This window comes from Micromonospora sp. NPDC050397 (genome assembly GCF_044901685.1).
GTDB lineage: Bacteria > Actinomycetota > Actinomycetes > Mycobacteriales > Micromonosporaceae > Micromonospora_G.
This window is the reverse complement of the sequence record NZ_JBJDPS010000003.1, coordinates 307,377-329,257: the sequence shown is the minus strand read 5'-3', so window position 1 is coordinate 329,257 and position 21,881 is coordinate 307,377. Positions and strand designations below refer to the sequence as shown.

Sequence of the window (21,881 nt, the reverse complement as noted above, 5' to 3'; positions counted from 1 at the left end):
TAGAGTGCGGGCGAGCGTTTCGACCGATCCCCCGGAAGGTTGCCGATGAGCCTCGATCTGCCCGCCCTGCTGCCGTCCGAATGGCGTGCCGCGCTGGAGCCGCACCTGGACCCGGCCCGCACCGCCGAGCTGGCCGAGTTCGTCTCCGGCGAGTACGCCACCCAGACCGTCTTCCCGCCGGTCGAGGACCTGTTCTCGGCGTACCGGCTCTGCGCTCCGCAGGACTGCCGGGTGCTGATCCTGGGGCAGGACCCGTACCACAAGGCGGGCCAGGCGCACGGGTTGAGCTTCAGCGTCCGTGAGGGCGTCTCGGCGCCGCCGTCGCTGCGCAACGTGTTCAAGGAGCTGGCCGAGGACCTGAGCGTGCCGCAACCGCGCGGCGGCAACCTCTCCGGCTGGGCGGCGCAGGGCGTCCTGCTGCTCAACGCGGTGCTCACGGTGCGCCAGGCCACCCCGGGCTCGCACGCGAACAAGGGCTGGGAGGAGTTCACCGACGCCACCATCCGGGCCCTGGACGCCCAGCCGGAGCGGGTGGTCTTCCTGCTCTGGGGCAGTTACGCGCGCAAGAAGCGGGCGCTGGTCACCAACCCGGCCCACGTGGTGCTGGAGGCCGGCCACCCCAGCCCGATGAACCCGCGCGGTTTCCTCGGCAGCCGTCCGTTCAGCGCCGCCAACAAGGCGCTCGCCGACGCCGGCCGGGCCACCATCGACTGGGAGCGGACGGTCGGCTGATCGCCGTACCGCCAGGTCGGCGGCGGGTGCCGGGAGGTCGGGCACGCGCCGCCGCCCGGGTCGGCGGCGCCCCGCTCCGGGCCGATCGTGGACGGGACACCGACGGGCGGTGGCGCACCGGCCGGGTCGTGACGGGCGGTAGTCGACGTGGGGCTAGTGTTCTTGGGTGCTCGTACTCGTGGTGGATTCGTCGACCCCGGCGGTGACCGCGGCGCTGGCGGAGGTGACGGCCGACCGGGTCGTGCTCCGGGCCGAGCGTCGCAAGGTCGACCCCCGTGCCCACGGCGAACTGCTCGCCCCGCAGATCGAAGCGGTGCTGGCCGAGGCCGGCGCCCGCCCGGCCGACCTGACGGCGCTGGTCGCCGGGCTCGGCCCCGGGCCGTTCACCGGTCTGCGGGTCGGTCTGGTCACCGCGGCCGTGATGGGTCAGGCGCTCGCGATCCCGACCTACGGTGTCGGCTCGCTCGACGCGCTCGGCCGGGCCGCCGGCACCGGTCGACCGGTCCTGGTCGCGACCGACGCCCGCCGCCGGGAGGTCTACTGGGCCTGCTTCGACGCCGCCGGTGAGCGGGTCGCCGGCCCCGCCGTCGACTCGCCCGCCGTCGTCGCCGCCCGGGTGGCCGAGCTGGGCGCGACGGTCGCGGTGGGCGAGGGCGCCCAGCGGTACGCCGAGATGCTGGCCCTGCCGGTGCTGCCCGAGCCGACCTACCCGTCGCCGTACGCGCTGGCGGAACTCGCCGCCGACCGGGTGCGCGCCGGGGCGCCGGGTGAACCGCTCACCCCGCTCTACCTGCGGCGGCCCGACGCGGTGGCGGCGACCGGCCACAAGTCGGTGCTGCCGTGATCCTGACCCGGTTCCGCTGGTGGCACATCGACGACGTGCTGGCGATCGAGGCGGACCTGTTCGGTGCCGAGCAGTGGTCTCCGGGCATGTTCTGGAACGAGCTGGCCAGCGGACACCACTATCTGGTGGCGCTGGATGACGACGGGGTGCTGATCGGTTACGCCGGGCTCGCGGTGACGCTGGACGAGGCGTGGGTGCAGAACATCGCCGTCCGCCGGGACCGCCAGCGGAGCGGCGTCGGGCGGGCCCTGCTGGAGGCGTTGCTCGCCGAGGCGGCCCGGCGCGGCGTACGCAAGACCATGCTGGAGGTGGCGGTGGACAACCCGGGAGCCCAGAAGCTCTACGCGGCGTACGACTTCGAGCCGGTCGGCATCCGCCGTGGCTACTACCAACCGAGCAACACCGACGCGCTGGTGATGAGGCGAGATGGCTGACGAGCCGCTGATCCTGGGGATCGAAACCTCCTGCGACGAGACCGGGGTCGGGATCGTACGAGGCCACACCCTGCTCGCCGACGCGCTCGCGTCCAGCGTCGACCAGCACGCCCGGTTCGGCGGGGTGGTGCCGGAGGTGGCCAGCCGGGCCCACCTGGAGGCGATGGTGCCGACCATGCAGCGGGCGCTGGACGAGGCCGGGGTGACCCTGGCCGACATCGACGCGATCGCGGTCACCTCCGGGCCGGGACTGGCCGGGGCCCTGCTGGTCGGGGTCGCGGCGGCCAAGGGCTACGCGGTCGCCGCCGACAAGCCGGTGTACGGCGTGAACCACCTCGCCGCCCACGTCGCGGTCGACACCCTGGAGCACGGCCCGCTGCCCGAACCGGCGATCGCCCTGCTGGTCTCCGGCGGGCACTCGTCGTTGTTGCTGGTGGACGACCTGGCGAACGGCGTCACCCCGCTCGGCGCGACCATCGACGACGCGGCCGGTGAGGCGTTCGACAAGGTGGCCCGGCTGCTCGGCCTGCCGTTCCCGGGCGGGCCGCCGATCGACCGCGAGGCCCGCGCCGGTGACGTGGGCGCGATCGCCTTCCCCCGCGGGCTGACCGCGCCGAAGGACCTCGCCGCGCACCGGTTCGACTTCTCCTTCTCCGGGCTGAAGACCGCCGTGGCGCGGTGGGTGGAGGCCCGGCAGCGGGCCGGTGAGCCGGTCCCGGTCGCCGACGTGGCCGCCTCGTTCCAGGAGGCGGTCTGTGACGTGCTGACCGCCAAGGCGATCGACGCCTGCCGGAGCCGGGGCATCGAGACGCTGGTGATCGGTGGCGGGGTGGCGGCGAACTCGCGCCTGCGGGTGCTGGCCGAGCAGCGCGCCGCCCGGTACGGCATCACCGTGCGGGTCCCCCGACCCAAACTCTGTACGGACAACGGCGCGATGGTCGCGGCGCTCGGCTCGCACCTGGTGGCCGCCGGGGTGGCGCCGAGCCGGCTCGATCTTCCCGCGGACTCCGCGCTGCCGCTCACCGTCGTGAGCGTCTAGTGGATCATGTTGAGGGTGTAGGGTTCCGGCGGCATCGGAGTCGTTCGATCGGATCGTCGTCCCGGAGTGGGCGCGGTGGTGTGCCGGAGAAGAGGGAACGGAGATGGCGGACGTGATCGTGCGGATGTGGGAGGCGCGCGCGGAGCCGGCCGGGTTCGCCGACCTGATCGCCTGGGTCACCGAGACCGCGTTGCCCGAGTTCGACCACCATCCGCTGCACATGTCCAGTGAGGTGTTCTCCTCGACCGACCACCGTCTGGTCGTGATCTCGAAGTGGCGGGGCAACCCGCTCAGCCTGCCCGAGCCCCCGACACGGCTGCTGGCCCGTCCGGCGCACGTGTGGGATTTCGCTCAGGTCGACCGCTGACCAAACCCTTGACCTGCCCCTCCCGTTGAAGCATTTTGCCTGGTCAGAGGCGTTGTGGCCGGGTGAGGTCGATCGTCTGGCGGGCGGTCGCCGGGGCGGCCGTGCCGGCCTCGGCGGGCGGAATCTTGACGCGAGGGGCGGCTGATAAGCAACAATGGATACCAAGGAGGGGAGTATTCCCCGACGGTGGTGTCGTCAGCACGGTGAACGTTCGACTCAGTCGGGCGCAAACCCGGCGCCATCGGTCACCCCGAGGGGCTCAGCTCCCGAGGCTCGGTGGCGGAAAAGACCTCCGACAGTCACCAGAGTCGACATCGCCATCCGAACCTGTCCCAGCGTCGGGACGGGGCGGGCCGGCGATGTCCCGTGCCTGCCGGAGGATTTCCGATGGACGTTTCCGCCCTGACCTGGATCATCACGCTTGTCGTGCTGGTCGGCGTACTCCTGCTCGACCTGTTGATCATTGGTCGGCGACCGCACGAACCGAGCATCCGGGAGTCGAGCCTCTGGGTCGGCTTCTACGTCGTACTCGCCCTGATCTTCGGCCTGGGGGTCTGGGCCACCTCGGGCGGTAGGTTCGCCGGGGAGTTCTACATCGGCTGGCTGACCGAGTACAGCCTCTCGATCGACAACCTCTTCGTGTTCGTCGTGATCATGGGACGGTTCGCCGTACCCCGGCAGTACCAGCAGACCGTACTGCTGATCGGTATCGTGCTGGCCCTGGTCATGCGGGGTGGCTTCATCGCCGCCGGTTCCGCGCTGGTCTCGCAGTTCTCCTGGGTCTTCTACATCTTCGGCGCCTTCCTCGTGTACACCGCGATCAGCTTCCTGCGGCAGGGCGAGATGGACGCGGCGGACGTGAAGGAGAACGCGCTGGTCCGCTGGAGCCAGCGACACCTGCCGCTGTCGAACTCGTTCAACGGCACCAAGCTGACCGTGATGAGCGAGACCGGGAAGCGCCTCTTCACCCCGATGCTGCTCGTCCTGATCGCGATCGGCACCACCGACCTGATCTTCGCGCTCGACTCCATTCCGGCGATCTTCGGCGTGACCAAGGAGCCGTACCTGGTTTTCACCGCCAACGTGTTCGCGCTGATGGGGCTGCGGCAGCTCTACTTCCTGCTCGGCGGGCTGCTCGACCGGCTGGTGTACCTGAACGTCGGTCTGGCCGTCGTGCTCGGCTTCATCGGGGTGAAGCTGGTGCTGGAGGCGCTGGCCGACAACAGCCTGCCGTTCATCAACGGCGGCGAGCACGTGGGCTGGGCGCCGCACATCCCGATCTGGCTCTCGCTCACCGTCATCCTCGGCTCGCTGATCATCGCCACCATCGCCAGTCTGCTCAAGGCGTCCAAGGACCGTCGCCGGGAGTTGGCCGACGTCGGCTCCCGCTGACCGTCGGTCCCCGGCGTCCGTCGGCAGCCGTACGGCAAACAGCGTCATCGGGTCCGTCCGGGTGGTCCTCCACCCGGGCGGGCCCGGCCCTTTCCCAGGGCATCCCGACCAGCACCGGTACTCGACAAACACCGACAACGGAGACCAGGATTGATGTCCGGTCGTCGTTGGCGTCCACCGGCACTGGATGCCGGCGGTGGAACGCGACCGGGAAACGGGGGGAGTGGAAGATGTCGACGAGTGCTGTGGCGAATCCGTTCGAGTCCGCCAAGGCCGACCTGCACGAGGTGCTGCGCGGTCTGCGCCGGGACAGCCCGGTGATGGAGATGACCCTGCCCACCGGTGCCACCGCATGGTTGGTCACCCGGTACGCGGACGCCCAACGGGCGCTGACCGACCCGAAGCTCGGCAAGACCACCTCGGCCGGCGGCTTCAGTTACCGGGACATGGTGCCGCCGGACGTCGCCAAGGCGGTGAGCCGGCACATGCTCACCATCAACCCGCCCGACCACACCCGGATCCGGCGACTGGTCTCCGGGGCGTTCACCGCCCGCCGGGTGGCCGAGTTCCGGCCCCGGATCGAGGAACTCGCGCGGCACCTGCTGGACGAGATGTCCGGCGCCGACCAGCTCGACCTGATCGACAGCTTCGCCTTCCCGCTCCCGATCCAGGTTCTCTGTGAGCTGCTCGGCGTACCGACCGAGGACCAGGCGAGCTTTCGGCGCTGGTCCGACGCGATCGTCAGCGGCGGGGTGAACCCGGCCGGACTCCCGCCCGCCCTGATCTCGATCGTCGCCTACATCCGGGAACTTCTGGTCGCCAAGCGCCGGCATCCGGCCGACGACCTGCTCAGCGCGTTGATCGAGGTCCAGGACAACGACGACCGGCTCACCGACGACGAGCTGATCTCGATGGTCTACCTCTTCCTCATCGCCGGGCACGAGACCACGGTCAACCTGATCGGCAACGGGACGCTGCTGTTGCTGGCCGAGCCGGACCGGTGGGCCCGGGTGGTGGCCGAACCGGAGCTGATCCCGAACGCCGTCGAGGAGCTGCTGCGCTACGAGGGGCCGGTGCAGAGCAGCACCTTCCGGACCGCGCTGGCGACCACCGAGATCGGTGGAAAGACCATTCCGGAAGGCGCGTTCGTGCTGGTCTCGCTCCTCTCGGCGAACCGGGACAGCGAGCGCTTCCCGGACGGCGACCGGCTCGACCTGGACCGGCCCCCGACCCCGAACCTGGCCTTCGGCCACGGCATCCACTACTGCCTCGGTGCGCCGCTGGCCCGGTTGGAGGGTCAGATCGCGTTCCATGCCCTGACCCGCAGGTTCCCCAAGATGCGTCTGGCGGTGCCAATGGAAGAGATCCTCTGGCGACCGGGGATGCTACTTCGCGGCTTGACCGCCCTGCCGGTCATCCCCGGCTGAGTCGACAACCGCGTCGCGGGCTGAACCGGCGGCCGTGTCGCGGGCACCGGCCAGGATCGCGTTCGCCTCGGCCCGGGCCACACGTAGCATCTCCTCGGCCGCCCGCTGGGCCTCGGCCCGGTGGTCCCTGGCCTGCTCCTCGGCCAGACGGAGGATTTGTTCCACCCGTGTACCCAGCCCTTGCAACGTCGGTCGGTCGTCTCGGTCACGTCCGGTCGTCGAGCCATCGCTCGTGGTGATCAAAGGGGTCGAATCGCTCCCACGGGGCCCGAAGAGAAGCAGGGCCATGCCGACCAGCAGGACCGCCCAGCCGTACGGGTGGGCCGCACCTTCGGTGAGGGCTCCGATACTGAGACCGAGGCTGACCCCGATCACGCCGACCGCGAGAAACCGTGCCAAGGCGTCCTCCCCGATGTTGTGTACGCCATCCACCATCTCGTACCGGTGCCACGGGTGTGATCCGTGCCGCTGCCGGGTGATCCGTACAACCGATCGGGACTCGCACCGCCTTGACTCTGCGGAGTTCACAGGAGGGAACGGGGCGTGCAGGAGGAGCTGGAGCGGGAGTACGTCGACTTCGTGACCACCCGGCTGGCCCGGATGCAGCGGATCGCGTACCTGCTCTGTGGCGACGCGCATCGCGCGGACGACCTCGTGCAGCAGACCTTCACCACGCTCTACGTGAACTGGCGCCGGGTCCGGGCGGTCGAGTATCCGGACGCGTACGTACGCACCATGCTGGTGCGTACGTTCCTGAACGAGAAACGGCTGGCCTGGTCGTCACGGGTCGACCTGACCGACTCGGTGCCCGACCGGGTGTCGACCGACGGACCGGCGGTCGAGGACCGGACGGTACTGCGGGCGGCGCTGAGCCGGGTGCCGAAGCGGCAGCGGGCCGTACTCGTGCTGCGGTTCCTCTGCGACCTGCCGGTCGACGAGGTGGCCGAGCTGCTGGGTTGCTCACCGGGCACGGTCAAGAGTCAGACTTCGCACGGGCTCGCGGCACTGCGTCGTCAGCTCGGCGAGGAGACGCTTGCCGCGTGGAGCCCGCGCGGTGTGAAAGGGGGACGGGTAGTTGCGCCAGTCTGACGACGAGACCGCCCGTCTGCTCCTGGAGATCCTGGCCGAGGAGCCGCCCCCGCCGTCTCGGGTGGACGTCACCACCCTGGTCCGGGTCGGCCGGCAGAAGGCGAGGTTCCGCCGGCTGGTCGGCATCGGCGGGGCGGCGGTGGTGACGGTGGGCGCCCTGGCGGTCGTACCGGTGGCGGTGGACGTCGCGACCCGCGAGCGGCCGGCACCCGTACCGGTGCAGGCGATGACCGGCGGCGCGGCCGAGCCGGCCCGAACTGCTCCGACCACGGACGGGTCGACGGATCGTCGTGCCGAGCCGACGAGCTGCCAACCGATCGAGCTGCCGGTCCCGGCGAACACCGTCCGCAGTACGGTCCTGGGCGGCGACCCGAGCGGTCGGTACCTGGTCGGCACCGCCACCGACCAGCGCCGCCGCAGCCAGGTGCTGCGGTGGGACGAGGGTCGGTTGGAGGTACTGGACCTGCCGGTCGTCGACCCGGTGCATCTCGTGGTCAACTCGCGCGGTGACGTGGCCGGGGACGCTCGTTCGATGAAGGGGCCGGCGGAGCAGGTGGTCCCGTGGCTCTACCGCGACGGCAAGTTCTTCCTGTTGCCCCATTCCGGCGCGACCACGGTGTCGGTCGCCGGGATCAACGAGCGGGGGGACGTGCTGGGCCTGCTGCGTACGTTCGGGATGTTCGCCGTACCCCGGGTGCCGGAGTCGAAGTCCGAGCCCCGGGGAAATCCGCTCCCCCCGGCCCTGCCGGACCCGTTGACCACGCGAAACTCGTCCGACGTCCCGGGGAAGCGGCCGCCCATGCTCCAACCGGTGATCTGGTCGGGGGAGTGGGAGGGCACGGCGCGGCTGTTGGACGTGCCGGACAAGCTGACCGTCCTCGCGGTGCAGGGAATCGACGACGACGGCACGGTCGTCGGGACGGGCGAGCCGGTCGAGCCCTCGCGCGGCGACAGGTCCGAGGGCCCCCCGTCCCGGGGAATGGTCTGGGCGCCGGACGGCACCGTCCGGGAGTTGTCCGCTCCGGCGGGTGCCGGGCCGGGCACGATCGCCCGGTCGATCCGGGGCGGCTGGGTGGTCGGCTCCTACCAGAGCGCCACCGAGCCGGCGGTGGGTGCGCGGTGGAACCTGCGTACCGGCGAGGTGCGACCGGCGGCGTTGAAGTACGTGACCTCGGTCAACCGGGCCGGCTGGGTCGCCGGCTACGTCCTGGACGGAACCAGCGGCCAGGCGCCGACGGTGGTGTTCGGCGAGCGGATGCTGACGCTGCCGATGCCGGCCGGCTACGGCCGGAGCCAGGGCGATCCGATCACCGTCACGATCAGCGACGACGGCCGTCAGATCGGCGCCGCGCTGTGGAGAAAGGAACCTGCGGCGTTCCGCTGGACCTGCGGCTGAGTCTCGCCCCGCCCGAGCACCGGTACGAGCGTTGTTCGCGGACCGTGGTGACGAGCGTTGCGGTAACGAGCGTTGCTCCCGCGGCGGCGCGATCGTTGCCAAGGAGTCTTTGCAACGCTACCTTTGCAAACATGTCTGAGGATCGGGTACGGCTGGATCCGCGCTCGCTGCGCGGCATCGCACATCCACTCCGGGTGCGGATGCTGGGTCTGCTGCGCGAGCACGGGCCGGCCACCGCGACCGGGCTCGCCGAGCGGCTCGGGCAGTCGACCGGGGCAACCAGCTACCACCTGCGCCAACTCGCCGCGTACGGCTTCGTGGTCGAGGACCCGGAGCGTGGGGTGGGCCGGGAACGGTGGTGGCGGGCGGCCCACCGGACCACCACCCTGGACGACGAGACAATCGCGAGTTCTCCCGGCGACGCGGAGGCGTACCTCCGTGCCGTGGCGGCGAGCTATGCCGACCAGGTCGAGCGGTGGCTCGGCGAGGCCGTGACGACCGACCCCGATTGGCGTGCGGTGGCGACACTGAGCGACTGGCGGCTCCGGCTCACCGCCGCCGAGGCCGCCGAACTGCACGCGGAGGTCTTCGCGCTGGCCGCTCGATACCGTCGGGACGACCCGGACGTCCCGGCACCGGCCGACGCCGAACCGGTGGTGCTCCAGGCACAGATCCTGCCGTTCCTCCGCTCCTCCGAGCGTGGCACTGCGTCCGAGCGTGGCACTGCGTCCGAGCGTGGCACTGCGTCCGGGCAGGAGGTTCCGCCCGGGGAGGGCGCCTCGTTCGGGGGCGGGAAATGACGAGTCGCCGGCCACTCGTCGGGCTGCTCACCGCCGAGGCGATCTCCCTGGTCGGCAGCCGGATGAGCATGGTCGCCCTGCCCTGGTTCACCCTCGTGACCACCGGGAGCGCGGCGAAGACGGGCGTGGTCGCGTTTGCCGAGATGCTGCCGTACGTGCTCGCCTGTGGACTGGGCGGCCCGCTGCTCGACCGGATCGGCGCGCGGCGTACCAGCATCGTCGCCGACCTGGGCAGTGCGCTGGCCCTCGTCGCCGTACCGCTGCTCTACCGCGCCGACCTGCTCGGCTTCGGTGCGCTCGTCGGGCTGGTCGCCGTCGCCGGCCTGCTGCGCGGCTTCGGTGACTCGGCCAAGATGGTCATCTTCCCGGAAACCGTGGCCGTCGCCGGGGTGGAGATGACCCGCGCGACCAGTCTGCACGACGGGCTCGGCCGGCTGGCGACGCTGCTCGGCGCTCCCCTGGCCGGTCTGCTGATCGCCGCGTTGGACGCGCAGACGGTGTTGCTGATCGACGCGGGCACCTTCGCCGCCGGTGCGTTGATCGTGGCGCTGACCGTGCCGCGTACCCGGTCGGCGCCCGTGGCCGACCCCGAGCGTGAACGCGAGCCGGCCGAACGCGAGCAGTCCGAACGGGAGCCGGCCGAGCGGGAGTCGTACGTTCAGGCGATCCGGGCCGGGCTGCGGTTCCTCTGGCAGAACCGGTTGATGCGCGGCATCCTGCTCCTGGTCTTCGTGACGAACCTGGCCGACGCGGCGTACGGCACCGTGCTCGCGCCGGTCTGGGCCCGGGACGTGGTCGGTTCACCGGTCGCCCTCGGTTTCCTCTCCGCCACGTTCGCGATCGGGGCGGTGTCGGGCAATGTGGTCTTCACCGTGCTCGCGCCGAGGATGCCCCGGTTCTGGGTCTTCGCGGTCGGCTTCCTGATCGCCGGGGCGCCACGCTTTGTCGTGCTGGCCGCGACCGATCGGCTCTGGGCCATCTACCTCGTCTCGTTCGTGGCGGGGGTGTCGGTCGCCGCGGTGAACCCGATTCTCGGCGCGCTCTCCTACGAGCGGACTCCGGAGCGACTGCGGGCGCGGGTGCTCGGCCTCTCACGCGCCGTCTCGTACGCCGGGATTCCGCTCGGGGGTCTGCTCGGCGGTGCGGCGGTGCACGGGCTGGCGCTGCCGGCGGCCTGTCTGCTGTTCGGGCTCGCGTACCTGGTGGTGACGCTGATGCCGTTTGTCAGTCAGGTCTGGCGCACGATGGACCACGATCGTCCGGCCGCGCGGTCCTCACCGGTGCCCGAACGCCCGCCCAGCCAGATCCCGTCCAAAGCCTGACCCAGCGATCTCACCCCCGGCTGGTTGATCAGCGCGTCGTGGGTGGAGGGCATCCCGGATATGGGATAGATTCCCGGTTGTGAGAGAGGTTGGAGAGGCGGACGGGATCCTCGGGGCGGTGGACCGGCGTCTTGCCGCGCGGCTCGCCGGGTTGCGCGCCGAGCACGGGTGGTCGTTGGAGGAGTTGGCCCGGCGGTCCGGGGTGAGCCGTTCGACGCTCTCCCGGGTCGAGCGTGGGGAGATCAGCCCGACCGCGTCGCTGCTGGGCAAGCTCTGCACGGTCTACCAACGCACCATGTCGCGGCTGCTCAGCGAGGTCGAGTCGGAGCCGACCCGGCTGGTACGTGTCGCCGACCAGACGGTATGGACCGACGCCTCCACCGGCTTCCGCCGCCGTTCGGTGTCACCGCCGCACGCCGGTCTGCGTGCCGAGGTGATCGAGGGGATGCTCCCGGCCGGGGCCACGATCGCGTACGACGAGCCCTCGGTGCCCGGTCTGGAACAGCATCTCTGGCTGCTCGAGGGTAGGTTGCGGCTCACCGTGCACGGCGCCACGCACGACCTCGAACCCGGCGACAGCCTGCGGTTCCGCCTCTGGGGTCCGTCCCGGTTCGACTGTCCCGGCCCGACCCCGGCGCGCTACGCGCTGACCCTGGTCCTGCCGTGACCGCGCCGACGGAGAAATCGCGATCCGGGAACGCGCGGGCAATGGTCGAGCGGGTCGGGGCGGACAGGCTCGGTCCGGTCCTCGTCGACCAACTCGCCGAAATCCTGCACGCCTGCGTCGAGGCGGGCGCGAGCGTGGGGTTCGTGCCGCCGTTCACCGTCGCCGACGCCCGGCGTTACTGGCACGGCGTACGCGAATCGCTGACGCCCGGCGGCCGGGTGCTGCTGGTCGCGCGTCGGGACGGGCGGCCGGTCGGAACCGCGCAGGTCGGGCTCGCGGTGCCGGCCAACGGCCGGCACCGCGCCGACGTCGGCAAGGTGCTGGTACATCCGGCGGCGCGGCGGTCCGGGCTCGGGCGGTCGCTGATGGCCGGGGTGGAAGAGGTGGCCCGGGAGTACGGGCGCAGCCTGCTCGTACTCGACACGGTGCGGGACTCCGCCGGTGAACGGCTCTACCGGGCGATCGGTTACCGGACGGCGGGAATCATCCCCGGATACGCGCTCTCGACCCTGGGCCTGCTGGAGGACACCACGGTGATGTTCAAGAGACTGCCGCCGCTCAGCGGCTGAGCTGGATGAAGACAAAGAGCAGCACCAGGGTCGCCGCCGCCACGCCGAAGAGCACCAGGAGATCTCGGCGGGTGTGGTCGGCCGCGCTCGTGGGCGCCGGGGTCGCGGGCAGGTCGCTGGTGACGGCGGCCAGGTCGGTCAGCGTACGGGCGGAGTAGGCGAGCGCGGCCCGTTCGGAGAACTCGTCCAGGCTCAGCCGTCCGGCCGTGGTGTGCCGTTGCAGATCCTCGATCACCCGTTCCCGGTCGTCGTCGGATGCCCGTGTCTGCACGTCCACGTCGGACAGCGTACGCATCGGCGACGGGAGACGGGTACGTCCGGATCGCCGGTGTTCAGGCCGAGGCGTCGAGCGGATCGGCGAGCAGTTGCCCGAACGCCAACTCGGCCGCGCCGATCAGGGCGGCCTCCTCACCCAACTGTGGCGTACGGAGCCGGACGTGGTCACGGATGGCGGGCAGCCCCATCGCGTTGAGCCGGCTGCGTACCCGGGTCGCCGCGGCGAGGTAGATGTCGCGTAGCGGCCCGCCGAAGATGACCACGTCGGGATTGAAGATGTTCACCAGGTTGGCGACTCCGAAACCGAGCCAGTCGCCGACCTGACGTACCGCCGACTGCGCGCTGACGTCCCCGTACGCCGCCGCCTCGACGACCGCGCGGGCCGCCCCCTGCCCGGTGGCGGCCGGGCGGCCGGCGGCCTGGAGCAGCGCCTGCTCGCCGATTTCGGTCTCCCAGCAGCCACGTGAACCGCACCCGCAGGGTCGCCCACCGGGGCGCACCACCATGTGGCCGACCTCGCCGCCGTAGCCGCCGTGTCCGGTCAACCGCCGTCCGCCGACGATGATGCCGGCGTCCACCCCGACGTCGTGGTGCAGGTAGACGACGTTGTCGAGGCCGGCGGCGGCGCCCCGGGTGTGTTCGGCCAACGCGCTCGCGTCGGCCGCGCGGTTGACCAGGATCGGCCGGTTCGAGTCCAGATCGGAGGCGAGTGCGGCGCCGAGCGACCCGTCGACCCAGCCGCTCGGCGGTTGGACGTGCACCGCGCCCCGGGAGCCCCGCATCATGCCGCAGACGGCCACGCCGGCACCGACGTAGACGGAGCCCTTCGGCACCACCTGCTGCATCTCCTTGACGAACCCCGCCAGCACCGGCACCGCCTCCTCGGCCGCCAGGCCCGGCTCCCGGGTCACCTCCCGGCGGTCGAGCACCACACCGCCGAGGCCGACCCGAGCCGCGCGCAGCGCGTCCACCTCGATGCTGCAGGCGTACGCGTAGACCCGGGCGGACTCGGGCCGGACGACCAGCGAGGGTCGTCCGGCCCGGCCGGTCTCCCGGGGAGCACGCTCGCTGACCAGCCCGGCGGCGGTCAGTTCGGCGGTCAGCGCGCCGATCGTGCTCCGGTTGAGCCCGAGTGAGGTGGTGAGTTCGGCCCGCGAGGTGGCGCCGTGCACGTGCACGTAGCGGAGCAGTGCGCCGAGGTTCTGGCGGCGTACTTCCTCCTGGCTCGGCCCGGCCCGCATCGGTCGCTCACATCACTTTCGCAGGGTGCCGTCATCCATGCCCGGTCGCGGCGGACCGTCTCCTGGAGAGTGCGTCCACAACGGCCGCACCGAGGAGCACCAGGCCGGTGAGCATGTACTTGATACCGGAGTTGAAGCCCAACAGGTTCATACCATTGTCGATCACCGCGACCACGGCGCCACCGATCACCGCGTCGAGGATCCGGCCCTTGCCGCCGAAGAGGCTGGTGCCGCCGATCACCGCCGCGCCCACCGCGTAGAGCAGCACGTTACTGCCACCGGTGTTCGGGTCGACCGACTGGCCTCGGCTGGCCGCGACGACACCGCCGACCGCGGCCATCAGCGAGCAGATGACGAAAACCGAGATCTTGATCCGGTCCACGTTGATCCCGGCCCGGCGGGCGGCCTCGGCGTTGCCGCCCACCGCGAAGATGTGCCGGCCGTAGACCGTGCGCTGGAGCACGAAGGTCAGCACGACCAGCAGGACGACGATCAGCGGTACGACGATCGGCATGCCCTTGGTCGACGAGATCAGGGTGTTGATGCTGCGTTCCAGGTTGAGGATGTAGGTCGTCACCGTGACCAGGACGGCGACCGCGGCGATCCGGCCGAGCACCACCAGGAACGGGTCGGCGACCAGGCCGCGTGCCATCCGGCCGCGGTAGCGGACGAGCTGCACCGCCGCGTAGCCACCGACCGCGATCGCGGCCAGCAGCCAGCCGAGTGCCGGCGGGACGTTGCTGTTCTCGATCGCGACGATCACCTTGTCCTGCACCGAGACGTTCGTGCCGCCCTTGATCAGCAGCAGCACCACACCCTGGAAGGCGAGGAACGCGGCGAGGGTCACCACGAACGACGGGATGCCCATCTTCGCCACCAACACGCCGAGCACCAGACCGATCACCGCCCCGGCGGCCAGCGCGGCGGCCAGCGCGCCGTACCAGGGCCAGCCGTGCAGGGTGAGCAGCACCGCGAGCACCGAGGCGCAGACCCCGCTGGCGTAGCCGGCGGAGAGGTCGATCTCGCCGAGCAGCAGCACGAAGACCAGGCCCATCGCGATCAGCGTGACGGCCGCGCCCTGGATGAAGAGGTTGGCGAAGTTGATCGCGGAGAAGAACTCCGGTCGGGCGATGGTGAAGGTGATGCAGAGCGCCACCAGCCCGAACACGGCCGGTAGGGCGCCCATGTCGCCGCCGCGCAGCCGGCCGAAGTAGTTCTGTAGATGCTCGGCGACCGTGCGGGTCGGCACCGGTGTCGGCGCTTCGCGCGGCGCCACGGTGGGGGTGGAGGTGCTCATTGCTCGGCTCCAGGGGTGATGGGGTCCGGGTGCCCGCCGTTGTGGTTGTCACCGTTCTCGGTCGGGAGGCCGAGGTCGCCGCTGCGCCCGGCGGTGATCAGCTCGACGATCTGCGAGTGGGTGATGTCGCTGGTCTTGACCTGGGCCACCGACCGTCCGAGGTAGAGCGCGGCGATGCGGTCCGACACCGCGAAGACGTCGTTCATGTTGTGCGAGATGAGGACGACCGAGAGCCCGTTGTCGGCCAGCCGCCGGACGAGTTCCAGCACCTGGGCGGTCTGCGCGACGCCGAGCGCGGCGGTCGGCTCGTCGAGGATGACCAGTTTGCTGTTCCAGAGCACGGCCTTGGCGATGGCGACGGTCTGCCGCTGCCCGCCGGAGAGACTCGCGACCAGTTGCCGCAGCGACTTGACGGTCCGGACCGAGAGCCCGGCCAGGGTCTCGGCGGCCATCCGCTCCATGGTGCTCTCGTCCAGGACCAGACCGCTGGTCTTCTCCCGGCCGAGGAACATGTTCTGCACGATGTCGAGGTTGTCGCAGAGCGCGAGGTCCTGGTAGACGACCTCGATGCCGAGCGCCGCCGCGTCCCGGGGATTGCTCACGCTGACCGGACGGCCGTCGAAGATGAAGTCGCCGCCGTCGATGGGGTAGATGCCGCTGATGCACTTGACCAGCGTTGACTTGCCGGCGCCGTTGTCGCCGACCAGTGCGGTCACCTCACCGGGGTAGGCGGAGAAGGCGACGTCGCGCAGGACCTGCACGGGACCGAAGCTCTTGTCGATCCCGCGAAGTTCCAGCAGTGGTGTCGCGGACACGTTTTTCTCCTTTGCGCAGGTGTCCGATCGCGGGGGTGGTCCGGTCGCGGGGTGTCCGTTCGCGGGGCTCCGGTCGCGAAGGTCCGATCATGGGGCACAGAGCGGTCGAGTCAACCGGCGTGCCCGTCCGCCGACGAAGGCCCTTCGTCGGCGGACGGGCACGTTGACTCCGATCGGGGTCGGGCCAGGGTCAGCTCACGCCGGCCGCGGTGCAGAGCGCGGCGTACGCGCCGGTGCAGAGTTCTTCCTTGGTCACGAAGCCGTCGGCGACGACGTCCTTGACGTTGGTCTTGTCGATGGCCTTCGGGGTGAGCAGGACCGACGGTACGTCACGGCCGGACTCCGGGTCCTTGACCGTCTGGCCGGTGTCCTTGCGCTGCCCGTTGGCGAGCGCGATGGCCAGTTCGGCGGCGGCCTGGGCCTCCTGCTTGATCGCCTTGTAGACGGTCATGCACTGGTCACCGGCGAGGATGTTCTGCAGGCCCTGTACGGTCGCGTCCTGCCCGGTCACCGGGATCTTGCCGTTGAGGCTGTTCCGCTTCAGCACCGAGATGACCGCGTTGCCCAGGCCGTCGTTCGCGGCGAGTACGCCGTCGATCTTGCCGCCGGTCGAGGTCAGGTTCTGCTCGAAGATGGTGCCCGCCTGCGCGTTGTCCCAGCCCGGGACGGAGGTGTCCGGGCCCTTGGTGTACTCCTTGGAGTCGAACTTGGGCTGGAGCACCGAGTCGTAGCCGCTCTTGAACAGGGTGGCGTTGTTGTCGGTCGGGGAGCCGTTCAGCTCGGCCACGACCGGGTTCTTGACGCCCTTCTCGGTCAGGCACTTGACCAGGCCCTCGCCCTGCAACTTGCCGACCGCGACGTTGTCGAAGCTGACGTAGTACTCCGCGTCGCCGCCGAGGGTGAGCCGGTCGTAGTCGATGGTGGCGACGCCCTGCGACTTCGCCTTGCTCAGTACGGCCTTACCGGTACCGGAGTCCAGGTTCACGATCATCAGGGCGGTGGCGCCGCCGGTGATCATCTGGTCCGCGATCGTCTGGAACTGGGACTTGTCACCCTGGGCGTTCTGGATGACGTAGTCGACGCCGGCCGTTTTGAAGGCCTCTTCGAGGTACTTCCGGTCCGCGGTCTCCCAGCGGTCGGAGGAGGCGCTGTCGGGCAGGATGACGCCGATCTTGGGCTTCTTGTCTCCGCCGCTGCCGGCATCGCCGGAGTTGTCGCCACAGGCCGTCAGGGAGCCGGTGGCCAGCAGGCCCACGGCGGCGATGGCGAGGATCCCTTTGCGCATTGCACGGGTCCTTTCGGGGGTGGGGTGTTCGGTCCGCTGACTTCGTTGCGTGGGAACGGCGATCGATGGGTGCGGTTCCGCCACCACTGCAGAGGTTCAGACGTGGTCGTTGCACTTTTGTTGTGTCCGGCAACGTATTGCGCGCCGGGGGCGAGGCACAAGACCGCCGAGGCCACCAAATTTGTTGCCCGCTATAACAATTCCGCAACGCGGGGGACACCTGCCCGTCATGGCCCCGCGTCAATGGCCGGAACGCACCTTTTCGCCGCCTGGTTCACGCCGCCCCGGGTCAAATGCCCGGTACGTGCCGCCGAACCTCCGGTACGTGGCTCACACCGCACACCGGGTCACCATCAAATCTGTGTGGGCGGCGGCACGCAACGCAAGGGGTGTCCCACGACGGGTCTCTCCCGCTCCTGTCGATCACCCGCCGGGTGCCCGGGACGCCCCCGTCCGCATCCCGGTGCGCGCGTTGTACGCCGCCGGGTGTCCGCGTGTTGTTCGCCGCCGCGTGCCGGCGCGGCACAATCCACAGTGGAGGGTGTGCCCCCGGTGACCGGATCAGGCGGCGGCGATGGGAGCGGTGACCGCGGCGGTCAGCCGGATCAGGTCCGCCGGCGCGAGTTGGAGTTGCAGACCCCGGCGACCGGCGGAGACGTACACGGTGGCAAAGGCTTCGGCCGACGAGTCCAGCACGGTCGGCAGTCGCTTGCGTTGCCCCAGGGGACTGATGCCGCCACGTACGTATCCGGTGGTCCGCTCGGCGAGGGTCCGGTCGGCCATGGCGGCGCGCTTGCCGCCCACCGCCGCCGCCAGGGCCTTCAGGTCCAGCTCACCGGTCACCGGTACGACGGCCACGGTCAGCACCCCGTCCACCTCGGTGACCAGTGACTTGAACACCCGCCCCGGCTCGACGCCGAGGGCCGCCGCCACCTCCGCGCCGTAGCGCGGCGAGTCCACCGGTACGTCGTACGGGTGGGTGCTGTGCGCGACCTTCTGTTTGACCAGTAGTGCCGTTGCCGGCGTCCCCTGACCTGCCACGGCCGCGAACCCTACCCGCTGGGCGGCACCGGACGGCAGACCAGCACCGTGGGCGCGTCGGCCACCCGGGTCAGCACCAGGCTGGCCGGTTCACCGCCGGAGAGCCGCAGGTCCCGGCGGAGCCGTTCCGGGTCCAGTGCCGAGCCCCGCTTCAGCACCTCCACCCGGCCCACCCCGCGCTCGCGCAACAGGGCACGGAGCCGCTTGAGCGAGAACGGCATGACGTCGGTGACCTCCAGGCAGCGGGCGAGACGGGTCGGCACCGCCTGGTCGGCGTAGACGTACGCGATGTTCGGGTCGGCGAGCGTGCCGCCGACCGTCGCGGCGAACTCGGCGACCAGGTGTGCGCGCACCACGGCGCTGTCCGGGTCGTAGACGTACCGGCGTAGTGGGCCGACCGGCGCCTCGGCCGTACCGCTGCCGGTCAGCTCGTCGACCCGACCGCCACCGTCCGCCGCGACGCCACCGGTGATGCCGCTGCCGTCCCGGCTGTCGCCGCCGTCATGGGTGCCGCCGCCGTCCCGGCTGTCGCCCGATGGTTGGGAAGGGACCCTTCCTCTACCAGAAGCGATAACAGGGGGCCCTTCCTTGCGCCGGTGGTGGTGCAGGGTGGCGCGGCGGGGGACCCGGGCCAGCGGGCCGCACCAGAGGGTGGCCTCGACCAGTTCGCGGTCCACGCTGACCCATTCCGCCTCGGCGCCCGGCGGGATCAGCCCGTGGTCCAGTCCGGGCGCGACCTTCACCACGGTGTGCGCCACCCGTTCGGTCAGGCCGACCACGAAGTCCCACGGTGGGGCGTACCCGGCCGGGTCGAAGATTCGCCGTCCGTCGGCCGTCCGCCGGGCCGGATCGCAGAAGACCGCGTCGACCCCGGTCAGGTCGAACCGGAGGGCGTCGGCGCAGACCACGGTGAGGCAGCCCGCCAGCCCGGCGGCCTCGGCGTTCGCCCTGGCCAGCGCGGCGGTGGCGGCGTCGGCCTCGACCCCGTACACCCGGATGCCGGCCCGGGCGGCGGCGAGCGCGTCGGCGCCGAGTCCGCAACCGAGGTCGGCCAGGGTGCGTACCCCGGCGGCCCGTAGCCGGCGGGCCCGCCGCTCGGCGACCACGGCCCGGGTCGCCTGTTCCAGCCCGGACCGGGTGAAGAACATGTCGGCGGCGGCCGGTCCGAACTTGTCGACCGCGCGGCGGCGCAGCTCCGCCTGGGTCAGGGCCGAGGCCGCGAGCGGCCCGGGAACGCCCGCCGAACGCAGCGCGGCCGCCGCCGACAGCGGGTCGCCGCCGGCCAGTTCGGCCGCGGCGGCGAGTGCGGTCATCCCGACCGGGGTACGCAGCGCGGCGAGCTGGTCGAGATCCATCCGGTCATTCTGGGCCAGACGAGCCTCGATGTGAGGCACCGCACGTTGCCCGCGTGCCGGGCGCCTCCGGGTGTGCCGTGCACCCCGGGTGCCGGTGCGCCGGGCGCCTCCGGGGTGTGGCGCGGGCCTTTCGCCGATGGCCTGGTAAGGGGTTTCGCCGGACACGCCGGCCGCCATGTTGGCACTCTCCTTGACGGAGTGCTAGCCACCGGCATAATCTGCCGTTAGCACTCTCGGACCGAGGGTGCCAGCTCCCGGGCTACCCGCCCGGTGGCTGAAACGCCAGGCGGACCGGCACCCGCGACGACGGAACCGCCCGGTGGCATGTGGCAGATTGACGCTGGCCAGCTCGTTGGTCAGCACAGAAACCAGTACCCCAGGAGGGTATGCCCGTGACTACCGCGACCAAGGTTGCGATCAAGCCGCTCGAGGACCGGATCCTGGTCCAGGCGAACGAGGCTGAGACGACCACGGCGTCGGGCATCGTGATCCCCGACACCGCCAAGGAAAAGCCGCAGGAGGGCACCGTCCTCTCCGTCGGCCCGGGCCGCATCGACGACAAGGGCAACCGGATCCCGGTTGACGTCAAGGTCGGCGACACGGTCCTCTACTCGAAGTACGGCGGCACCGAGGTCAAGTACGCCGGCGAGGAGTACCTGGTGCTCTCCGCCCGCGACGTCCTCGCGGTCATCGAGAAGTAGTGATCTGACCGATCCAGTTGATCACTGCCCCGGACCGGCATGCCGGGCCGGGGCAGTGCTTGTGAAGGGACCCGAGTAAAAGATGGCGAAGATTCTGAGCTTCTCGGATGACGCCCGGCACCTGCTGGAGCACGGTGTCAACACGCTCGCAGACACGGTCAAGGTCACCCTCGGCCCGCGCGGGCGCAACGTCGTTCTGGACAAGAAGTTCGGTGCACCGACGATCACCAACGATGGCGTGACCATCGCCAAGGAGATCGAGCTTTCCAACCCGTACGAGAACCTCGGCGCGCAGTTGGTCAAGGAGGTGGCGACGAAGACCAACGACGTCGCCGGCGACGGGACCACCACCGCGACCGTGCTCGCCCAGGCGCTGGTCCGCGAGGGCCTGCGCAACGTGACCGCCGGGGCCAACCCGACCGGTCTCAAGCGGGGCATCGACGCGGCCGCCGCGAAGGTGTCCGAGGCGCTGCTGAAGAAGGCCGTCGAGGTCGGCAGCCGCGAGTCGATCGCCCACGTGGCGACCATCTCGGCGCAGGACGCGACGATCGGCGACCTGATCGCCGAGGCGATGGAGCGGGTCGGCCGCGACGGTGTCATCACCGTCGAGGAGGGCTCCACCCTCGCCACCGAACTGGAGGTCACCGAGGGCCTCCAGTTCGACAAGGGCTTCATCTCGCCGAACTTCGTGACCGACGCTGAGTCGCAGGAGGCGGTCCTCGACGACCCGTACATCCTGATCACGACCCAGAAGATCTCGGCCATCGAAGAGCTGCTGCCGCTGCTGGAGAAGGTGCTCCAGACCAGCAAGCCGCTGCTGATCGTGGCCGAGGACGTGGAGGGCCAGGCCCTGTCCACGCTCGTGGTCAACTCGATCCGCAAGACGGTCAAGGTCTGCGCGGTCAAGGCCCCCGGCTTCGGGGACCGCCGCAAGGCCCTGCTCCAGGACATGGCGGTCATCACCGGCGCCGAGCTGGTCGCGCCCGAGCTTGGCTACAAGCTCGACGCGGTCGGCCTCGAGGTGCTCGGTAGCGCCCGCCGGGTCGTGGTCGACAAGGACAACACCACGGTGATCGACGGCAAGGGCCGCGACACCGAGGTGGCCGACCGGGTCGCCCAGATCCGCAAGGAGATCGAGGCTTCGGACTCCGAGTGGGACCGGGAGAAGCTGGCCGAGCGGCTGGCGAAGCTCTCCGGTGGCATCGCGGTGATCAAGGCCGGCGCGGCGACCGAGGTCGAGATGAAGGAGCGCAAGCACCGCATCGAGGACGCGATCGCCGCCACCAAGGCCGCCGTCGAAGAGGGCACCGTTCCGGGCGGCGGCGCCGCGCTGGTGCAGATCTCCTCGGTTCTCGACGACGACCTGGGCTTCACCGGTGACGAGAAGGTCGGTGTCTCGATCGTCCGCAAGGCGCTGGTCGAGCCGCTCCGCTGGATCGCCCAGAACGCCGGGCACGACGGCTACGTGGTCGTGCAGAAGGTCGCCGGCAGCGACTGGGGCACCGGCCTCAACGCCGCCACCGACCAGTACGTCGACCTGGCCAAGGCCGGCATCATCGACCCGGTGAAGGTGACCCGTAACGCGGTCCTCAACGCCGCGTCGATCGCCGGTCTGCTGCTCACCACGGAGAGCCTGGTCGTCGACAAGCCGGCCAAGGCGGAGGCTCCGGCCGGCGGTGGACACGGCCACGGACACCAGCACGGTCCGGGCTTCTAGTTCACCCCGCACCACCCGTACCACCTGTCGAACCAGGGTAGATCCGCGATCACGGCGTCCAGCCGCGCGGACCTA

At 70.7% G+C, this 21,881-nt stretch carries 23 protein-coding genes; 15 read left to right on the top strand and 8 right to left on the bottom strand.

Features of this window, described 5'->3' with window-relative positions; genetic code table 11:
• Positions 1-45: 45 nt before the first annotated feature.
• The 7 genes from ung (at position 46) to ACI2K4_RS12405 (ending at position 6,235) form a co-directional block, all read left to right on the top strand.
• Positions 46-732: a uracil-DNA glycosylase gene (gene ung, locus ACI2K4_RS12435; protein WP_404510616.1), complete on the top strand. Its 687-nt coding sequence runs from the start codon at positions 46-48 to the stop codon at positions 730-732.
• 166 nt (positions 733-898) lie between these two features.
• Entirely contained in the window at positions 899-1,576 is a 678-nt protein-coding gene (tsaB, locus tag ACI2K4_RS12430; protein ID WP_404510614.1) for a tRNA (adenosine(37)-N6)-threonylcarbamoyltransferase complex dimerization subunit type 1 TsaB, read from the top strand.
• Complete coding sequence (rimI, locus tag ACI2K4_RS12425) at positions 1,573-2,010, top strand: ribosomal protein S18-alanine N-acetyltransferase (RefSeq protein WP_404510612.1); 438 nt, start codon at positions 1,573-1,575, stop codon at positions 2,008-2,010. The genes tsaB and rimI overlap by 4 nt, the downstream gene beginning before the upstream one ends.
• Positions 2,003-3,049 carry a tRNA (adenosine(37)-N6)-threonylcarbamoyltransferase complex transferase subunit TsaD gene (tsaD, locus tag ACI2K4_RS12420; protein ID WP_404510610.1) on the top strand — a complete coding sequence of 349 codons (1,047 nt, stop codon included), beginning with the start codon at positions 2,003-2,005 and terminating at the stop codon, positions 3,047-3,049. The genes rimI and tsaD overlap by 8 nt, the downstream gene beginning before the upstream one ends.
• A gap of 112 nt (positions 3,050-3,161) precedes the next feature.
• Positions 3,162-3,416 carry a hypothetical protein gene (locus ACI2K4_RS12415; protein WP_404511773.1) on the top strand — a complete coding sequence of 85 codons (255 nt, stop codon included), beginning with the start codon at positions 3,162-3,164 and terminating at the stop codon, positions 3,414-3,416.
• Positions 3,417-3,803: 387 nt separating this feature from the next.
• Positions 3,804-4,808 carry a TerC family protein gene (locus ACI2K4_RS12410; RefSeq protein WP_404510608.1) on the top strand — a complete coding sequence of 335 codons (1,005 nt, stop codon included), beginning with the start codon at positions 3,804-3,806 and terminating at the stop codon, positions 4,806-4,808.
• Between the two features lie 230 nt (positions 4,809-5,038).
• Positions 5,039-6,235: a cytochrome P450 gene (locus tag ACI2K4_RS12405; RefSeq protein WP_404510606.1), complete on the top strand. Its 1,197-nt coding sequence runs from the start codon at positions 5,039-5,041 to the stop codon at positions 6,233-6,235.
• Here ACI2K4_RS12405 and ACI2K4_RS12400 read toward each other — a convergent pair.
• Positions 6,194-6,400, bottom strand: coding sequence for a hypothetical protein (locus ACI2K4_RS12400; RefSeq protein ID WP_404510604.1), 207 nt, complete (start codon positions 6,398-6,400; stop codon positions 6,194-6,196). The two genes, ACI2K4_RS12405 and ACI2K4_RS12400, sit on opposite strands and share 42 nt — an antisense overlap.
• A 378-nt stretch (positions 6,401-6,778) precedes the next feature.
• Here ACI2K4_RS12400 and ACI2K4_RS12395 point away from each other — a divergent pair, with 378 nt between their 5' ends.
• From ACI2K4_RS12395 to ACI2K4_RS12370, 6 genes are all read left to right on the top strand, one after another.
• Complete coding sequence (locus tag ACI2K4_RS12395) at positions 6,779-7,324, top strand: SigE family RNA polymerase sigma factor (RefSeq protein WP_404510602.1); 546 nt, start codon at positions 6,779-6,781, stop codon at positions 7,322-7,324.
• Complete coding sequence (locus ACI2K4_RS12390) at positions 7,311-8,720, top strand: hypothetical protein (protein WP_404510600.1); 1,410 nt, start codon at positions 7,311-7,313, stop codon at positions 8,718-8,720. Before ACI2K4_RS12395 ends, ACI2K4_RS12390 begins: the two co-directional genes overlap by 14 nt.
• A gap of 131 nt (positions 8,721-8,851) precedes the next feature.
• A complete protein-coding gene (locus ACI2K4_RS12385; protein ID WP_404510598.1) occupies positions 8,852-9,520 on the top strand; it encodes an ArsR/SmtB family transcription factor in 669 nt (222 codons plus the stop codon).
• The gene (locus tag ACI2K4_RS12380; RefSeq protein ID WP_404510596.1) at positions 9,517-10,842 is read left to right on the top strand and encodes an MFS transporter; all 1,326 of its coding nucleotides are present in this window, start codon (positions 9,517-9,519) and stop codon (positions 10,840-10,842) included. The genes ACI2K4_RS12385 and ACI2K4_RS12380 overlap by 4 nt, the downstream gene beginning before the upstream one ends.
• A 79-nt stretch (positions 10,843-10,921) precedes the next feature.
• The gene (locus tag ACI2K4_RS12375; RefSeq protein ID WP_404510594.1) at positions 10,922-11,509 is read left to right on the top strand and encodes a helix-turn-helix domain-containing protein; all 588 of its coding nucleotides are present in this window, start codon (positions 10,922-10,924) and stop codon (positions 11,507-11,509) included.
• A 41-nt stretch (positions 11,510-11,550) separates the two neighbouring features.
• Positions 11,551-12,078, top strand: coding sequence for a GNAT family N-acetyltransferase (locus tag ACI2K4_RS12370; protein WP_404510592.1), 528 nt, complete (start codon positions 11,551-11,553; stop codon positions 12,076-12,078).
• On the opposite strand, the gene ACI2K4_RS12365 is transcribed toward ACI2K4_RS12370, so the two are convergent.
• From ACI2K4_RS12365 to ACI2K4_RS12335, 7 genes are all read right to left on the bottom strand, one after another.
• Positions 12,068-12,355, bottom strand: a complete 288-nt coding sequence (locus ACI2K4_RS12365) for a DUF1707 domain-containing protein (protein ID WP_404510590.1) — start codon at positions 12,353-12,355, stop codon at positions 12,068-12,070. The genes ACI2K4_RS12370 and ACI2K4_RS12365 overlap by 11 nt on opposite strands.
• 55 nt (positions 12,356-12,410) lie before the next feature.
• On the bottom strand, positions 12,411-13,595 hold the full coding sequence (locus ACI2K4_RS12360; RefSeq protein WP_404510588.1) for an ROK family protein: 1,185 nt from the start codon (positions 13,593-13,595) through the stop codon (positions 12,411-12,413).
• Positions 13,596-13,626: 31 nt separating this feature from the next.
• Entirely contained in the window at positions 13,627-14,892 is a 1,266-nt protein-coding gene (locus tag ACI2K4_RS12355) for a sugar ABC transporter permease (RefSeq protein WP_404510586.1), read from the bottom strand.
• Entirely contained in the window at positions 14,889-15,707 is an 819-nt protein-coding gene (locus ACI2K4_RS12350; protein WP_404510585.1) for an ATP-binding cassette domain-containing protein, read from the bottom strand. Before ACI2K4_RS12350 ends, ACI2K4_RS12355 begins: the two co-directional genes overlap by 4 nt.
• Positions 15,708-15,897: 190 nt before the next feature.
• Complete coding sequence (locus ACI2K4_RS12345) at positions 15,898-16,992, bottom strand: sugar ABC transporter substrate-binding protein (RefSeq protein WP_404510583.1); 1,095 nt, start codon at positions 16,990-16,992, stop codon at positions 15,898-15,900.
• Positions 16,993-17,553: 561 nt separating this feature from the next.
• Positions 17,554-18,033, bottom strand: coding sequence for a Cys-tRNA(Pro) deacylase (gene ybaK, locus ACI2K4_RS12340; RefSeq protein ID WP_404510581.1), 480 nt, complete (start codon positions 18,031-18,033; stop codon positions 17,554-17,556).
• Positions 18,034-18,044: 11 nt separating this feature from the next.
• Complete coding sequence (locus tag ACI2K4_RS12335; protein ID WP_404510579.1) at positions 18,045-19,388, bottom strand: methyltransferase domain-containing protein; 1,344 nt, start codon at positions 19,386-19,388, stop codon at positions 18,045-18,047.
• A gap of 386 nt (positions 19,389-19,774) precedes the next feature.
• Between ACI2K4_RS12335 and groES the strand changes: the two genes are divergently transcribed.
• Both groES and groL read left to right on the top strand, forming a co-directional pair.
• Entirely contained in the window at positions 19,775-20,089 is a 315-nt protein-coding gene (gene groES, locus ACI2K4_RS12330) for a co-chaperone GroES (RefSeq protein WP_121158486.1), read from the top strand.
• An 82-nt stretch (positions 20,090-20,171) separates the two neighbouring features.
• Positions 20,172-21,806 carry a chaperonin GroEL gene (groL, locus tag ACI2K4_RS12325; RefSeq protein WP_404510576.1) on the top strand — a complete coding sequence of 545 codons (1,635 nt, stop codon included), beginning with the start codon at positions 20,172-20,174 and terminating at the stop codon, positions 21,804-21,806.
• Positions 21,807-21,881: the final 75 nt, after the last annotated feature.